17 protein-coding genes and 2 pseudogenes are annotated in these 13,831 nt (G+C 50.4%); 14 read left to right on the plus strand and 5 right to left on the minus strand.

Annotation, left to right across the window (positions count from 1 at the left end; genetic code table 11):
* The first annotated feature begins 11 nt into the window (after positions 1 to 11).
* Positions 12 to 440, plus strand: coding sequence for a WGxxGxxG family protein (locus ACM1PF_RS34020; RefSeq protein ID WP_416670973.1), 429 nt, complete (start codon positions 12 to 14; stop codon positions 438 to 440).
* Positions 441 to 752: 312 nt separating this feature from the next.
* A complete protein-coding gene (locus tag ACM1PF_RS34025) occupies positions 753 to 1,928 on the plus strand; it encodes a zinc-dependent alcohol dehydrogenase (protein WP_416670974.1) in 1,176 nt (391 codons plus the stop codon).
* 23 nt (positions 1,929 to 1,951) lie between these two features.
* Here ACM1PF_RS34025 and ACM1PF_RS34030 read toward each other — a convergent pair whose 3' ends face one another.
* Positions 1,952 to 3,385 (minus strand): FAD-binding domain-containing protein, encoded by a 1,434-nt coding sequence (locus tag ACM1PF_RS34030; protein ID WP_416676929.1) that lies wholly within the window; start codon positions 3,383 to 3,385, stop codon positions 1,952 to 1,954.
* 240 nt (positions 3,386 to 3,625) lie between these two features.
* Here ACM1PF_RS34030 and ACM1PF_RS34035 point away from each other — a divergent pair, with 240 nt between their 5' ends.
* Positions 3,626 to 4,009 carry a hypothetical protein gene (locus ACM1PF_RS34035; protein ID WP_416670977.1) on the plus strand — a complete coding sequence of 128 codons (384 nt, stop codon included), beginning with the start codon at positions 3,626 to 3,628 and terminating at the stop codon, positions 4,007 to 4,009.
* Between the two features lie 154 nt (positions 4,010 to 4,163).
* On the opposite strand, the gene ACM1PF_RS34040 is transcribed toward ACM1PF_RS34035, so the two are convergent.
* From ACM1PF_RS34040 to ACM1PF_RS34050, 3 genes are all read right to left on the minus strand, one after another.
* Complete coding sequence (locus ACM1PF_RS34040) at positions 4,164 to 4,571, minus strand: hypothetical protein (RefSeq protein ID WP_416670978.1); 408 nt, start codon at positions 4,569 to 4,571, stop codon at positions 4,164 to 4,166.
* A 309-nt stretch (positions 4,572 to 4,880) separates the two neighbouring features.
* A complete protein-coding gene (gene truB / locus ACM1PF_RS34045) occupies positions 4,881 to 5,786 on the minus strand; it encodes a tRNA pseudouridine(55) synthase TruB (protein ID WP_416670979.1) in 906 nt (301 codons plus the stop codon).
* A gap of 54 nt (positions 5,787 to 5,840) precedes the next feature.
* Positions 5,841 to 5,966: a hypothetical protein gene (locus tag ACM1PF_RS34050; protein WP_416670981.1), complete on the minus strand. Its 126-nt coding sequence runs from the start codon at positions 5,964 to 5,966 to the stop codon at positions 5,841 to 5,843.
* A gap of 87 nt (positions 5,967 to 6,053) precedes the next feature.
* On the opposite strand from ACM1PF_RS34050, the pseudogene ACM1PF_RS34055 reads away from it, so the two are divergent.
* From ACM1PF_RS34055 to ACM1PF_RS34065, 3 genes and pseudogenes are all read left to right on the plus strand, one after another.
* Positions 6,054 to 6,524 (plus strand): annotated as a pseudogene (locus tag ACM1PF_RS34055) (Uma2 family endonuclease); the annotation flags it as partial.
* Between the two features lie 87 nt (positions 6,525 to 6,611).
* Positions 6,612 to 7,829 (plus strand): IS256 family transposase, encoded by a 1,218-nt coding sequence (locus ACM1PF_RS34060; protein ID WP_416670982.1) that lies wholly within the window; start codon positions 6,612 to 6,614, stop codon positions 7,827 to 7,829.
* A 132-nt stretch (positions 7,830 to 7,961) separates the two neighbouring features.
* Positions 7,962 to 8,720 carry a glycosyltransferase gene (locus ACM1PF_RS34065; RefSeq protein ID WP_416670984.1) on the plus strand — a complete coding sequence of 253 codons (759 nt, stop codon included), beginning with the start codon at positions 7,962 to 7,964 and terminating at the stop codon, positions 8,718 to 8,720.
* A 251-nt stretch (positions 8,721 to 8,971) separates the two neighbouring features.
* Here the strand turns inward: ACM1PF_RS34065 and ACM1PF_RS34070 are convergent, their stop codons facing one another.
* On the minus strand, positions 8,972 to 9,172 hold the full coding sequence (locus tag ACM1PF_RS34070; protein ID WP_416670987.1) for a hypothetical protein: 201 nt from the start codon (positions 9,170 to 9,172) through the stop codon (positions 8,972 to 8,974).
* A 614-nt stretch (positions 9,173 to 9,786) separates the two neighbouring features.
* Here ACM1PF_RS34070 and ACM1PF_RS34075 point away from each other — a divergent pair.
* The 8 genes and pseudogenes from ACM1PF_RS34075 (at position 9,787) to ACM1PF_RS34110 (ending at position 13,602) form a co-directional block, all read left to right on the plus strand.
* Complete coding sequence (locus tag ACM1PF_RS34075) at positions 9,787 to 10,050, plus strand: type I restriction-modification system subunit M N-terminal domain-containing protein (protein WP_416670989.1); 264 nt, start codon at positions 9,787 to 9,789, stop codon at positions 10,048 to 10,050.
* 8 nt (positions 10,051 to 10,058) lie between these two features.
* On the plus strand, positions 10,059 to 10,199 hold the full coding sequence (locus tag ACM1PF_RS34080) for a type I restriction endonuclease subunit S (RefSeq protein ID WP_416670991.1): 141 nt from the start codon (positions 10,059 to 10,061) through the stop codon (positions 10,197 to 10,199).
* Complete coding sequence (locus ACM1PF_RS34085; RefSeq protein WP_416670993.1) at positions 10,196 to 10,483, plus strand: nucleotidyltransferase family protein; 288 nt, start codon at positions 10,196 to 10,198, stop codon at positions 10,481 to 10,483. The genes ACM1PF_RS34080 and ACM1PF_RS34085 overlap by 4 nt, the downstream gene beginning before the upstream one ends.
* Before the next feature lie 79 nt (positions 10,484 to 10,562).
* Positions 10,563 to 12,058: pseudogene (gene tnpC, locus ACM1PF_RS34090) on the plus strand (IS66 family transposase).
* Between the two features lie 28 nt (positions 12,059 to 12,086).
* Complete coding sequence (locus ACM1PF_RS34095) at positions 12,087 to 12,419, plus strand: HepT-like ribonuclease domain-containing protein (RefSeq protein WP_416670995.1); 333 nt, start codon at positions 12,087 to 12,089, stop codon at positions 12,417 to 12,419.
* Between the two features lie 150 nt (positions 12,420 to 12,569).
* Positions 12,570 to 12,812, plus strand: coding sequence for a FitA-like ribbon-helix-helix domain-containing protein (locus tag ACM1PF_RS34100; protein ID WP_416670997.1), 243 nt, complete (start codon positions 12,570 to 12,572; stop codon positions 12,810 to 12,812).
* Positions 12,809 to 13,234 (plus strand): type II toxin-antitoxin system VapC family toxin, encoded by a 426-nt coding sequence (locus ACM1PF_RS34105; RefSeq protein WP_416670998.1) that lies wholly within the window; start codon positions 12,809 to 12,811, stop codon positions 13,232 to 13,234. Before ACM1PF_RS34100 ends, ACM1PF_RS34105 begins: the two co-directional genes overlap by 4 nt.
* An 8-nt stretch (positions 13,235 to 13,242) precedes the next feature.
* Entirely contained in the window at positions 13,243 to 13,602 is a 360-nt protein-coding gene (locus ACM1PF_RS34110) for a hypothetical protein (RefSeq protein WP_416671000.1), read from the plus strand.
* Positions 13,603 to 13,831 lie beyond the last annotated feature (229 nt).

Here is a 13,831-nt window from a genome sequence, read left to right on the forward strand (position 1 = left end):
TGGAGAATCCTATGAAGCCCTCTAAAGTAGCTAAGAAAATCGGAACCAGTGCGATCGCTCTTTGTGTCGCATCCTTCGCAGTCGTACTGCCTGTTTCAGCCCAGGCTCCTGCCCCTCCGGGAGATCCCACTGGAACACAAGGAACCGGGACGGGAGCACCAGCCCAGGAGCCAGGAACGACTGGAACGACTGGAACGACTGGAACCGCTGGAACCGCCACCGATGATAATGATGGATTTGATTGGGGATTGTTAGGTCTACTGGGTCTGCTGGGTTTAGCAGGGTTGGCAGGTCGTAACAATCACAATAACGAGCCAACTCGATACCAGGATCCGCGCGTCGGAACGACAACCTCTACTTCTCGCATCAATGATTCTAGTCGAATTAACGATCCGAATCGGATCAATGACCCTACGCGCATTAACGATCCCAATCGTTAAGTGGCATGGGTTCAAGAGAGATGGATTGCAGTTATTGTCCGATCGCTTGAAAGGGAATGAAATCATCTGAAGTCTCTGTAGGGTGAGCATCTTGTCCGCCCCATCAGTACCTATCCGAAAACCGACTAGTAGACCTTGGCGTGAGTTTAGCTACCGTAAAGCAGGCATCCTGCCCGCGCAGGCTAGAAGCCTGCCCTACAGATGGTAGGCATATTCAAGCCGCAGTGTACTAGAGTTTTTGGAATCCAAAGCTCCTGGTAGGGTTTTTGGGTAGGTTCTCAGTGAGTGAAACATAGAAATAGGAGATATGGAATGAAAGCTGTATGTTGGCATGGTGCGAATGATATGCGGGTAGAGACAGTGCCAGACCCAACTCTACTCAATCCGCAGGATGCCATTCTTAAGATCACTTCTACAGCGATCTGCGGTTCCGATCTACATATTTATGACGGTTATATTCCCACCATGCAACCCGGAGACATCATGGGCCATGAGTTCATGGGAGAAGTGGTGGAAGTGGGTTCTGAAGTCAAAAAGCTGCAAAAGGGCGATCGCGTCGTGGTGCCTTTTCCAATCTCCTGTGGTCATTGTTTCTTCTGCCAGCGGGATTTGTGGTCCCTCTGCGACAACTCTAACCCTAAGGGTTGGTTGACGGAAAAGCTTTATGGTCATACCCCCGCAGGCATTTATGGCTACTCTCACTTGATGGGCGGCTACGCAGGCGGACAGGCAGAATACGTGCGCGTCCCGTTTGCGGATGTGGGCCCGGTTAAAGTGCCCGATGGGTTAACCGATGAACAAGTGCTGTTCCTGAGCGATATTTTGCCGACGGGATACATGGCGGCAGAGAACTGCAATATTCAACCTGGTGATACGGTAGCAATCTGGGGATGTGGCCCGGTTGGGCAGTTTGCGATCAAGAGTGCCTTCTTGCTGGGCGCGGAGCGGGTGATTGCGATCGATCGAGTGCCTGAACGCCTGGAAATGGCCCGAAAAGATGCAGGAGCCGAGATCATTAACTTTGAAGAAGTGGATGCAGGGGAAGCTCTGAAGGAAATGACGGGCGGGCGGGGTCCAGATGCCTGCATTGATGCCGTGGGTTTAGAAGCGCACGGAATGAACGTAGAAGGGCTATATGACAAAGTGAAGCAAACGGTGCGGCTAGAAACCGATCGCCCTCACGTCTTACGTCAAGCCATCGTAGCCTGTCGTAAGGGGGGAACTGTCTCTCTGGCTGGGGTCTATGGCGGGTTTACGGACAAGATTCCTATGGGGGCAGCCTTTAACAAAGGTTTGACCCTGAAGATGGGACAAACCCATGTCCATCGGTATCTGCGCCCCTTACTCGATCGGATTCAAAAGGGTGATCTAGATCCATCCTTTGTGATTACCCATCGTCTCCCGCTGGAGGATGCACCCCGCGCCTACGACATTTTCAAAAATAAGGAAGAAAACTGCATCAAAGTGGTTCTCAAACCTGGAACATAGAGCTTCCACCTTTTGTTCTACCTTCAACGGGCCGCTCTTTGCTGCTGGTAAATTTCTTTAAACTGTCGTTGTCGCTGCTTGTGATCCACGATCGGTCGGGGATAATCACAGCGATCGCGTTCATCATCGGGAATTTTACCCGTCACCAGCAGTTCGGTGTCTAGACTTTTGAGTTCAGGCAACCATTCACGGATATATTCTCCCTCCGGATCAAACTTTTGGGATTGGCTGGCAGGGTTAAAAATTCGCAACGGTTTGGGATCCATACCGCTGGACGCACTCCATTGCCACCCGCCATTATTCGCAGATAAATCTCCATCCATCAGCTTCTGCATAAAATACTTTTCTCCCCATCGCCAGTCAATGATCAAATCTTTGGTCAGGAAGCTGGCGACAATCATGCGGCAACGGTTGTGCATCCAACCGATCGTATTTAACTGGCGCATGGCGGCATCGACGATCGGATATCCAGTTTTGCCTTCACACCATGCCTGAAAAAGCTCCTGATCATTTTCCCAGGGAAAATCCTTAAAGGGGTCACGGTAGGGACCCGTTGCCAGTTCCGGGAAAAAAAACATGGCATGTTGATAAAATTCTCGCCAGCATAATTCTTGCTGCCAGGTTTGCACATTCTGACGGGTTTCATCACTGCGGCTGCGGTTATAAACGTCCTCAGCAGCAGACCAGACGGTGCGAATGCCGATCGTACCAAACTTGAGGGCTGCACTTAGTTGAGAAGTACCTGGAACAGCAGGAAAGTTGCGCTGTTCACCGTATTCCTGAATCGCCCGATCGCAAAAGGCTTCCAGTCGTTCCTGGGCCGCTTGCTCTCCCGGTTCCAGGATCAGCTCATGTTCCCACTCAAACCCTAAATCCTTGGCAGTCGGTAGGGCGATCGTCCCTGCGGCCTGCGCCTGCTCTTGTTCCGACGGGGTTAAACCTTCCACATCCGCCAGGGTCGTTAGAGGAGCCGCTTTCTCCTGAGCTTTCCAGTTGCGCCAGAAGGGAGTAAACACACTATACGGTTCTCCCGCATTGGTCATCACCTGCTTGGGTGGATGGAGTAATTGATCCCAAAATGGCTGCACTTCAATCCCAGACTCCTGGAGGGCTTCGATGACCGATCGATCGCGCTCCTTAGCGTAGGGTTCCACATCCTGGTTGAAGAACACAGCAGTTGCCGCTAGAGATTTTGCCAGACCGGGAATTGCCTGGTCTGGAGAGCCTTTCACAATTAACAGTTGGCTCCCTACCTCCGAGTAGCGTTTCTCCAGTGCCGCCAGGCTACCGATTAAGTACATTACCCTGGCCGGGGCAACATCATCCTGGTCTAGAATTCCTGGATCCAGGCAAAAAATCCCCACTACCTTAGACGTGCGTTCCCTTGCAGCGGTCAATCCCACATTATCTGCAATTCGCAGATCGCGTCGATGCCAAAACAAAATCAAGTCCGTCATGCTATTCATTCGCCATGAGGTTCCTTGAGTATTGTAAAAGGGCAAACCGGAAAAGGTCGGACAATCCCCCTGTTCGTTCCTGTTTCCGGTGTTCTATCCTGGACAATAAAGACCTGCTTAAGTTTGTCGTCCTCTGCGGCCAAATCTGCTACATCTGAATCTAAAGAGATTTTGATGATAAAGCTCAGGTCAAACAAGACGCGGTGTTAGGTTCAATGTTTGCAATTTCGGGAGGTCGCTGTGAATCAAAATGGCTTTAGAAACCTGCAACTCAACTGGTCGGGCTTACGGTTCTGGCTGACTCTCCTGCTGATCATTTGGGTGCTCAGTTCGATCGGACTGGGCTGGCTGGTACAGTTTTCCTTCATTGTGCTAGGATTCTTGCTCATTGCTCCAATCGTTGCCTTTGCGGTATTTCGCTGGTGGCTGAAGCGGAATCTAGTCGTCGATCGCTGCCCTGTCTGCGGCTATGAATCGGCAGGGATCAATGGCACTCAACTACGGTGTCCCAGTTGCAGCGAACCCCTTAAAATTGAAAACAAGAAGTTTCATCGCCTTACTCCCCCCGGTACAGTGGATGTAGAGGCGATCGATGTCACGGTGAAGCAACTGGAGGACAGTTAGTCTCCGTCGCGTAGGTGGCTTAGAAGAAATCTACTGTAAGGGCGTACTGCTGTGTGCCCCGATCGGGTTGGCTGGGCGGGCAAGACTTCGGCTTGAGCGCTCAGTCGAAACGCTGCCCACCCCACAAGATTTTCAGCTTATTTCGTTCGCATTCCTAATTTTCCTGCGTGATCGACAGCGTATAGGGATGACTGCCCTGGGCCAAATCACCAACATAGATAGAATAGGTTCCCGGTTCCCAAACGCCCGGAAGCTCAATTTGCCCCCCAGACAATCCATCCGCCATGACGCAGCGATCGACGGGGCCGGCAATCCAGAGCGTGGGTTGTCCCTGGGCTTCCAGTTTGAAGCGTAATGCAGTCGGTTGATTCACCACAATTACCTGGCTGGGTGTACCGGAGATAAAGCCACACTGACTCGCCTGCCCACCACCAGAACTGCCGTTCACTGTCACAGGAGCTGAGAGGGGAGTTTGTACCGGATTACCCTGTACCGTTGTAGCGATCGCCAGGGTTGCAGCAAGGGCTGTCGGAAACACAAACCAGTTCATTTTTCGTTTCATTACCGTTCTCCTCCACCGGGGTCAATTGTTCAAACTTGTCAAACACACGCTCAATAAAGAATGAAATGATTCAAACTCAAGGATTCGATTGAGTTAATTGTGGAGATGCAGAACTTCATTCTTTTCGTTAAATTCACTACATTACCTGCCTACTTTGATCCTATCCACTCTGCTCAGGCGTTGCCCCTGGAGTGTGTGCCAGTTCTGGAAGTGCATTGGGAGTGAGGAGTGAGGAGTGAGGGGTGAGGAGTGAGGAGTGAGGGGTGAGGGGTGAGGGGTGAGGGGTGAGGGGTGAGGGGTGAGGAGATCTCAGGAGGGGGCTGTCCAGACGAGTTTGGGGGCCAGGTGAGGGATGTTGTCGAGGTCGATCGGTTGGCCGATGCCCAGGAAGCGATCGGTTTCATTTAATACCCGATAGAACTGCGATTTTTCTTCGTTGGGACAATTAGATGTCCAGGGAATGCGCTGCCCCTTGCACCATCGATCGGCTGCCTCTGGAGATAGATGCAGGGTTGCCAGGTGTTGGAGGGCCGGGTTAGGAGGAATAGGTTGAAAGGTTTGGGATTCAATCTGATGGGTCAGGTCTTCCAGGGTGAGACTGGTTTCCAGGGAGAAGCCGTTGCTCTGAGTTCTTTGGAGAGCTGCGAGAGTTCCACCTGTGCCGACAAGCTCGCCTAAGTCGCGGGCGATCGATCGAATATAAGTTCCTGTTCCGCAGGCAATCATCAGATCCAGTTCGGGAAACTCCCCCGATCGCCATTCCAACAGGTCGATCTGATCAATTTGCACCGTCCGCACGGGAGCCTCTACCTGTTCCCCCGATCGGGCCAGCTCATATAACCGCTTGCCGCCCACCTGAATCGCACTGTAGCTGGGAGGAATTTGTTCGATCGTCCCGATAAACTGCGGTAAGTAAAACTGGACTTTATCCAGGGTCAATTCAGCCGCCGGAGCCGATTCTAGCACCTCTCCCTCCAGATCATCGGTAGTGGTCTTCAGCCCAAATCGAATCGTGGCCCGGTAAGCCTTGTTGTGATTTAAGTACTGCAACAGTCGAGTTGCCTGACCAATGGCGATCGGCAAAACACCCGTCGCGGCTGGATCAAGGGTTCCTCCATGCCCTACTTTTTTCGTACGCAGTAATTTTCGGACTCGCGCCACGCAATCATGGGAGGTGAAGCCAGCAGGTTTGTTGAGATTCAGAAAACCGTTCACAGGAGCAATAGAAATAAAGGCGATCGAGAAGGGTTCAGTCAGCCACGGACTGTCTTAATCCAGTGTCGCAGATACACCACCCATTTTCGTGATCGGGTCAGTTTCAAACCCTTCCAGTTGCAACTGCTGCACTTTAATCACTTGCACTTTAGTCACTTCCAGCACCCAGCCAGCGTCCATTCGGGGACAGGTATGATCGAAGAACAGCAGGCAATGTCCAGGCAATGTCCAAGCAATGTCTACCCGCAATACTAATCCAGCCCGTGTATGGTTGAAACTCCTTTCTCAAAGCAAACCCAGATTCCGGCCGTTCCTCCTCTGGAATGCGGCGATCGGCTGAACCGTTACGAATTTGAGCGGCGGTATGAAGCTATGCCTCACCTCAAAAAAGCCGAGCTAATTGAAGGAGTGGTCTATATGCCCGCAGCCCTGCGATTTCGGAGTCATGGTTAACCCCATAGCAGAATCATGGCATGGTTGGTGGTGTACGCAGCGGCAACTCCGGGCGTTGAAGTGGGCGATAATCCAACGGTAAAGCTTGATCTCGATAACGAACCCCAACCGGATGCCGTCATGTTGATCAGCGAAGCGGCGGGCGGACAAGCGCGAATCAGCGAAGAAGACTACATCGAAGGGGCACCGGAACTGATTGTGGAAGTTGCTGCCAGCAGTGCTGCGATCGACCTGCGAGACAAAAAACGGGCCTATCGTCGCAATGGTGTTCGGGAATACCTGGTAACGAGTCTCTCTTTCGGGATTGTAAATTAGATTGTGTCAGAGAATAAAACAAGATCTAATGAACTATAGAACTTGAGACACAACCCTATGACTTTTCGACCTGAATTACTCGATGAACTGCTCCAAGGCTACGAGAACCCGGAAGACCTCCTAGGCAACGAGGGCATTGTCAAACAATTGACGGCAGCCTTGGTAGAGCGGTGTTTGAATGCAGAGATGAAAACGCATCTGGAGGAACAATCCTCTGAACCAGCCAGTGAGGGCAAAACGGCTCGCAATCGTCGCAACGGGCACAGCAAGAAGACAATCAAGGGCGAGTTTGGACAAGCTGAGATCGCGGTTCCCCGTGACCGTCACAGTGAATTTGAGCCCATCATCGTCAAGAAGGGACAAACTCGCTTTAACGGGTTTGATGACAAGATTCTCAGCCTGTATGCCCGAGGCATGAGTCCTCGTGATATTCAAGCTCAATTGCAAGACCTCTATGGAGTGGAGGTATCGGCTGGACTGATTTCCAACATCACTGATGCGGTCGAAGCGGAACGCAAACTCTGGCAAAATCGACCGCTTGATGCGCTCTACCCGATTGTCTACTTTGATGCGATTGTGGTCAAAGTTCGCCAAGACGGACGAGTGGTCAACAAAGCGATCCACCTGGCTCTGGGGGTGACCTTGTCCGGTACCAAGGAATTACTGGGGATGTGGATGACTCAGAATGAATCTGCCAAATTCTGGTTAGCGATTCTGACAGAGTTACAGAATCGAGGACTCAAGGACATCTTCATCGCTTGTGTCGATGGACTGACAGGCTTTGCCGATGCCATTGAGACGGTCTTTCCCAAAACGACGGTGCAGTTGTGCATTGTCCATATGGGGAGGAATTCCCTAAGCTATGTCTCCTACAAAGATCGCAAAGCAGTTGCTGCTGACCTGCGATTGATCTACACCTCTAGCACTGAAAACCAGGCAGAACAGCGGCTAGTTGAGTTTGCAGAGGCTTGGGATAAACAATACCCGACCATCAGCAAGTCCTGGATGAATCACTGGGGACGCATCATCCCATTCTTTGCCTTTCCAGCTGAAATTCGCAAAGCTATCTACACCACCAACGCCATCGAATCCCTCAACATGACCCTCAGGAAAGTCCTCAAAAATCATCGAGCTTTCCCAACCGATGATTCTGCGCTCAAAGTCGTTTACCTGGCAATTGCTAACATTGCTAAAAAGTGGACGATGCCGATTCAAAATTGGAAGGCGGCACTCAACCGTTTTGCCATCGAGTTTGAAGATAGGTTTCCGCTTTAACTTTGCTCCCTGACACAATCTGTTTGACATATCCAACCGATGTTCTGATCTAAATCGGAGATTAAGGAGACTTTATTACTGAAATCCAGCCGAAAACGGGCACTTTAAGGGTAACTCTAGTAAACATCCTGCATGGCTCCTACTGTCTCCCTCATCATCACCAGCTACAACCGATCGGTTTACCTGGCAGCAGCGATCGAAAGCGTCTTGAAGCAAACCTACACAGACTTTGAGCTACTGCTCTGGGACGATGGCTCCACCGACCTTTCCCCCCACATTGCCCGTTATTATGCTCTGCAAGATTCAAGAATTCGGGTTAAGACAGCCCCACACCAGGGAGTTGCTCCAACTCTGAAAGCCGCCATTGCTGCGACTACAGGACAGTATCTTGGTTGGGTCGATAGTGATGACCTGCTCGCACCCATTGCTCTAGAACAAACCGTAGCCGTCCTGAATACTTATCCTCATGTCGGTATGGTCTACACCAACTACCGCGTTATAGATGCCCAGGGACGCGATCGCGGTTTAGGCAAACGCTGCCACATCCCCTACTCTCCAGACAAATTGCTAGTGAATTTCATGACCTTTCACTTCCGCCTGATCCGCCGATCGCTTTACGAACAAGTCGGCGGTATCGATTCAAGCTTCACTTATGCGATCGACTATGATTTGTGTCTCAAACTTTCAGAGGTGACAGACATTTATCACCTGCCCCAAGCTCTTTATGCCTACCGTACCCATGCTCACAGCATCTCCACCCAGTACCGTAGCGAGCAGGACACCTGTGCCCGTCGAGCTATCGAAAACGCCTTAATTCGTCGGGGAATGAACTGTAAAGCCGATCGCTCCAGCAACCCTGCGTTACAAACAGGCGACTTCAGGGATAACTAGCTAGTGAACCTCCTTACCCCCAGCAGGCACTCGTCATGAAATCGCCCCCAAAGCCACCTCTGAAAGAACCTGTAGGTATTTGGGCTAAATCCTTGACTTGAGATTTATAGTGAAGATGCCAACCCCACAGAGTAGGGACGATCGGTTGTTCAATGGGCAGGCAAGACTTCGGCTTGAGCTCAGTCGAAACGCTGCCCACCCCATAAGGTAGGGGCGATTCGTGAATCGCCCTCGCTGTTCAGGAATAAAAATTATCGCACCAGAACCGTCATGTATTTCCCAGTGGCAAAGGGTGCAGGGATGATCGGGGTGAACTGAACGCGATCGGTTGCCAGCTTTCTGACATAGCATTCGTTCATGGTGAAGATCACCTGATCCCTTGTACCGATAATCCAAATTTGTACCCGATCGTCTTGTGCGATGGGCAGCAGTTCGTTGAACTCTGAAGACATATTTAGTTCCTTGCTGATGCGTATTAGGGGAAGAAAAGCTTAAGGTGTGGGGAATGCAAAAAACAGCCCCAAACATCGTCGTTCATCAGCAGGGCATCCGAAAATAGACAGCGTGATCTACAATCAGACAGCCTGACTTTCTGGTGCTACAGAAGTTAGGTTAGCTGGTTAGGGTCGTTGTCGGCTTCCCTAATCAGCGCTACACCTCACCTTAAGCGGGTTTGGTTCAGTGACTGCTCCTGGGTAGAAACAATCAACATCGCAACAGCATAGCGGATACGTTGGGCAAACACAAGCGTATTCAGACACCTTTTGGCCTGAAATTAGAATGAAACCAGCAGGATAATCTGAATTGTAGTCGGGTCGGGTAGTCTGATGCAGTCAGGAATGAATCCACGATGTGATCGCCCTCATCCTGACCTGATCTAGAGGCTAGGTTGCCTTAGCCCATCAGCCCCTAAAAATTGCCCTAGAGAACGCTTTGAGAAGGTTTAGTGAAGCGCTTTTTAGCATATTCTTCTGGATCAGCGCTTCAAAAAGACAGTAAAATGAGGTGTTAACCCGTTCTCAATATCTGATGTGAATGGGAGGTCAGCAAACGAACGCGATCGCCAATGGCTAACTTCCAGGAAAAAGCAGACTTCATTTGGGGGCTTGCCGATATGCTGCGGGGTGACTACCTGCGGCGCGAGTACCCTGATGTGATTTTGCCAATGGTGGTGATCCGGCGGCTGGATCTGGCGATGGCGGCAACTCGTGAAGCGGTACGTCAGGCTTACGAAAAATATAAAGGTAAGCTAGAGAATCTACATAGAGTTCTCACGTCGGCAGCTGGCGGTTCTCTTGTCTACAACACCTCGATGAGCAAATCCATATAGCAAATTTCTTGGATCAAGAAAATTCAAAAATCAATGAGCTTCTAAAAATTACTCAAAGTTCTATAGAAGCCCTTGAAAACTATCGCCAAGCCCTCATCACCGCAGCGGTCACGGGCAAAATTGATGTGCGGAAGGTAGTAGAGCCATGAATCTAGAAACCCTGCGAAGCCAGCGAGAGGCTATCCTACACATTGCCGCCAAACATGGGGCATTTAACCTGCACGTTTTTGGTTCCGTCGCACGACAGGAAAGCACCCCTGACAGTGATATTGATTTGCTGGCAGAGCTTGAACCCCAGCGCACTCTACTCGATCAAATTGCGCTGATTCAAGACCTGAAAGAATTGTTGGGTTGTCCGGTTGATGTGGTTGAACCCGATAGCCTGCATGACTTGATTCGAGATCAAATTCTTCATGAGGCAATCCCCCTATGAAAAGCGATCTCCGTATCCGTACACAGGGTAAAGCAGAAAGAGTGAGCGATGTGAGGGTAAGTCTGCTAGGCTAAAACGCATGGAATCCCCGAATGCCTTTTTAAGCGAAATTTCAGCAGAGGACTGGGCCAACACACCGGAGAGTGTCAAGCAGTTGGTGCAGCGTCTATTGGAGCGTATTGAGGCATTAGAGGCAGGCCAGCAAGCGTTACAAGAGCAAATTCAGCGCAATTCCAAAAACTCCTCGCAACCGCCTTCGCAAGACCCTCCGAAGGGATTCAAGGCTACCCCGAAAAGAAAAGTGGGAAAGCGCGAGGCGGACAACCGGGACATCCGGGACATTCGCAGGAACTTTACCCGCCGGAACAATGTACGCGCATTGAGGATCACTACCCTGAGGTGTGTTGCGAATGTGGACATCGCTTGAGAGGGAAAGATGCCAATCCGCAACGGTGTCAGATCGTAGATTTGCCACCGTTACAACCGATTGTTTTGGAACATCGCTTTCATGCGTTGGAGTGCCCCCAGTGTGGGGTAAGCAGCCGTGCCTATGATGGCGAGATTGTGGATGGTTGTCGCTATGGGGAAAGGCTGTGTGCATTAGTCGCACTGTTGAGTGGAGAGTATCGTCAAAGTCACCGGATGGTGGTGCGGCTGTTGAGTGAATTGTTTGAGATTCCCATCTCCGTGGGCAGTGTCGGACGCTTGCGGCAACAGATGAGTGAAGCGATTGAGCAACCCGTCGAAGCGGTTCATCGCTATGTGCAGCAGCAACCCGTTGTTGGGATAGATGAAACGAGTTTGCCTCAGGGTAACGCCGATGGGAACAATGGCAAGGGGAAGCGAGGCTGGTTGTGGGTGATGGTAACCCCGTTGGTGTGCTATTTCCAGGTGGCGTTAAGCCGCTCTCAAGCCACCGCTCAAAGCATCTTAGGAACTGATTTTGCTGGGATTGTCAACAGCGACCGCTACAGTGCTTACAACTGGTTAAACTTGCAATGGCGACAATTGTGTTGGGCGCATTTGAAACGCGATTTCACCAAAATTGCCGAACGGGGTGGGGTGAGCCAGACCTTGGGAGAGCAACTTCTCCAACAGCAAGAGAAATTATTTGAGTTATGGCATCGGGTGCGAGATGGAACCTTAGCACGCCCCCAATGGATAGAAGCCGTAGCACCCATTCGACAACGGGTGAAAGCACTGTTGGAAGAAGGAGCGGCTTACCCAATTGGGACCAAAGAAAAGACACCTTTGGCAAAGACGGTGCGAACCTGTCAGCAGTTACTCAAAGTAGAACCTGCTTTATGGTTATTCGTCACAACCGTTGGAGTAGAGCCAACCAATAATGCAGCAGAACAGGCGATTCGTCCAGCAGTGTTGTGGCGACGCTGTAGCTATGGCTCCCAAAGTGAGGCAGGCAGTTTGTTTGTCGGACGAATGATGACGGTTGTAGCAACGCTGCGGCGGCAAAATCGCCATGTCCTCGATTATCTCACCGATGCTTGCTATGCCAAGCGTCGGGGCTTGCCTGCCCCTTCTTTACTTCCGCTTCCCGACCTACAGCGATCCTCCTGACTACCTTGCTAACCCTGTGTACGGATACATGAAAAGCGATCTCCTTTACCTGACGAATATTAAAGATTGTATTCAACGCATCGAAACCTACACAATTGAAGGCAGAGAAAAATTTTTAGGCACTCCAATGATTCAAGATGCCGTTATTCGCAATTTTGAAATTATTGACGAAGCTACCAAGCGCCTCTCTCCAGAATTAACAAATACCTATCCTGATATTGCCTGGAAGCAAATTGCTAGATTGAGAGACATCTTAATTCATGATTATTTGAAAGTTAACCTGAACCGTATCTGGGGGATTATCGAGCAAGATCTACCTAACTTGAAACAAGCTGTTGAATCGATTCTGCACAGTTCCTAAGCTGCCACGTCTCAAGACAAGCAACAGCTTATTCAAATTCTGCAAGGGCAGATTAGACCAAATTAATGCCCTACTTGGCACTCCCTAACCTGGACTAGCTCAAAAGCCAAATTTCTATAATTAAATCAGTTCTCTTATCCCTAAATTGCCATGTCACAACTCATCCTTAACAACATCAATCCCCCACTTCTCGAAAAATTAAAGATTCGAGCTGCCAACCATCAACGCACCTTAGAAGAAGAACTCAAAGCCATTTTGAGAGAAGCCCTTGAAACGGAGCAGGCTGCTAAAATGAAAGCCTTCAGCGAACAAGCTGCCCACATGCGGCAGGCACTCTCAGGACGAGTTCATACCGACAGTGCCGAACTGGTACGAGAGGATCGCGATCGATGACGACCTATGTAGTGGATGTCTGTGTAGCTGTTAAATGGTTTATACCTGAAAAATACAGCCAGGAAGCAGCTGTGCTTTTGAACGGTAGCCATAGCTTGATGGCACCCGATTATCTACTCCCTGAAGCAGGCAATGTCTTCTGGAAGAAAATTCGTTTTAAGGAAATTAGCCTGGAAGAAGGACAGCAAGCCCTTACAGCCATTCAAAATGCGCCGATGCAGCTCGTAGACTCTAAGCTTCTCCTTAAAAATGCCTTTGATTTAGCCAATCAGTCAGGACGTAGCATTTATGACTGCTTTTATTTGGCACTGGCAATCCGAGAAAACTGCCAGATGGTGACATCTGATGAGAAATTGTTTAACGCCTTGCAGAACACCGCCTGGGCTGGGCCACTTGTTTGGATAGAAAACATACAAAGTTAGCGATCGCTATGGCAAAAATCACCATTGACATCCCCGACGACCTTGCTCAACGGCTTCAGCCGTTTCAAGCCCAACTGCCCCAGGTGCTAGAGCTAGGTTTACAGGAGCTAGAAACCCAACAGCGATCCGCTAATTTTCTCGACGAGCAAGACATGATTCTTCTTCTTGCCAGCCAGCCCACCCCAGAACAAATTCTTGCCATTCGCCCTTCCCTAGAATTTCAAGCACGGGTCAGCGATCTGCTAGCTCAAAGCAAGACAGGCATCCTTTCTGCAAAAGGCGAAGCTGAACTAGAGCGCTACCTCACCTTAGAGCATCTCGTGCGTTTGGCTAAAACCCATGCCCTGGGACAGCTTCAGGCATCATGAGTACCTATGTGTCCGCCGCCCTACATAAGCAAGTCACTGAACGAGCAAACAATCGCTGCGAATATTGCCGCTTTCCCTTAGAGTCTTAACCACCATTGGGCATACCACTATATTTTTGCTAAAAATGAATGAGGCTAGCTGGCTCTAGTTACGCCAAGCTTCAGCAGTGCAGGGAGACTTACCCAATCTGAGAGACGGGTAGCCGAACCAACCCAACGTCACCTGGCGG

The organism is Egbenema bharatensis FJBBOT/2019, from assembly GCF_048077055.1.
In the GTDB taxonomy this organism is placed as follows: Bacteria; Cyanobacteriota; Cyanobacteriia; order Elainellales; family Elainellaceae; genus Egbenema; species Egbenema bharatensis.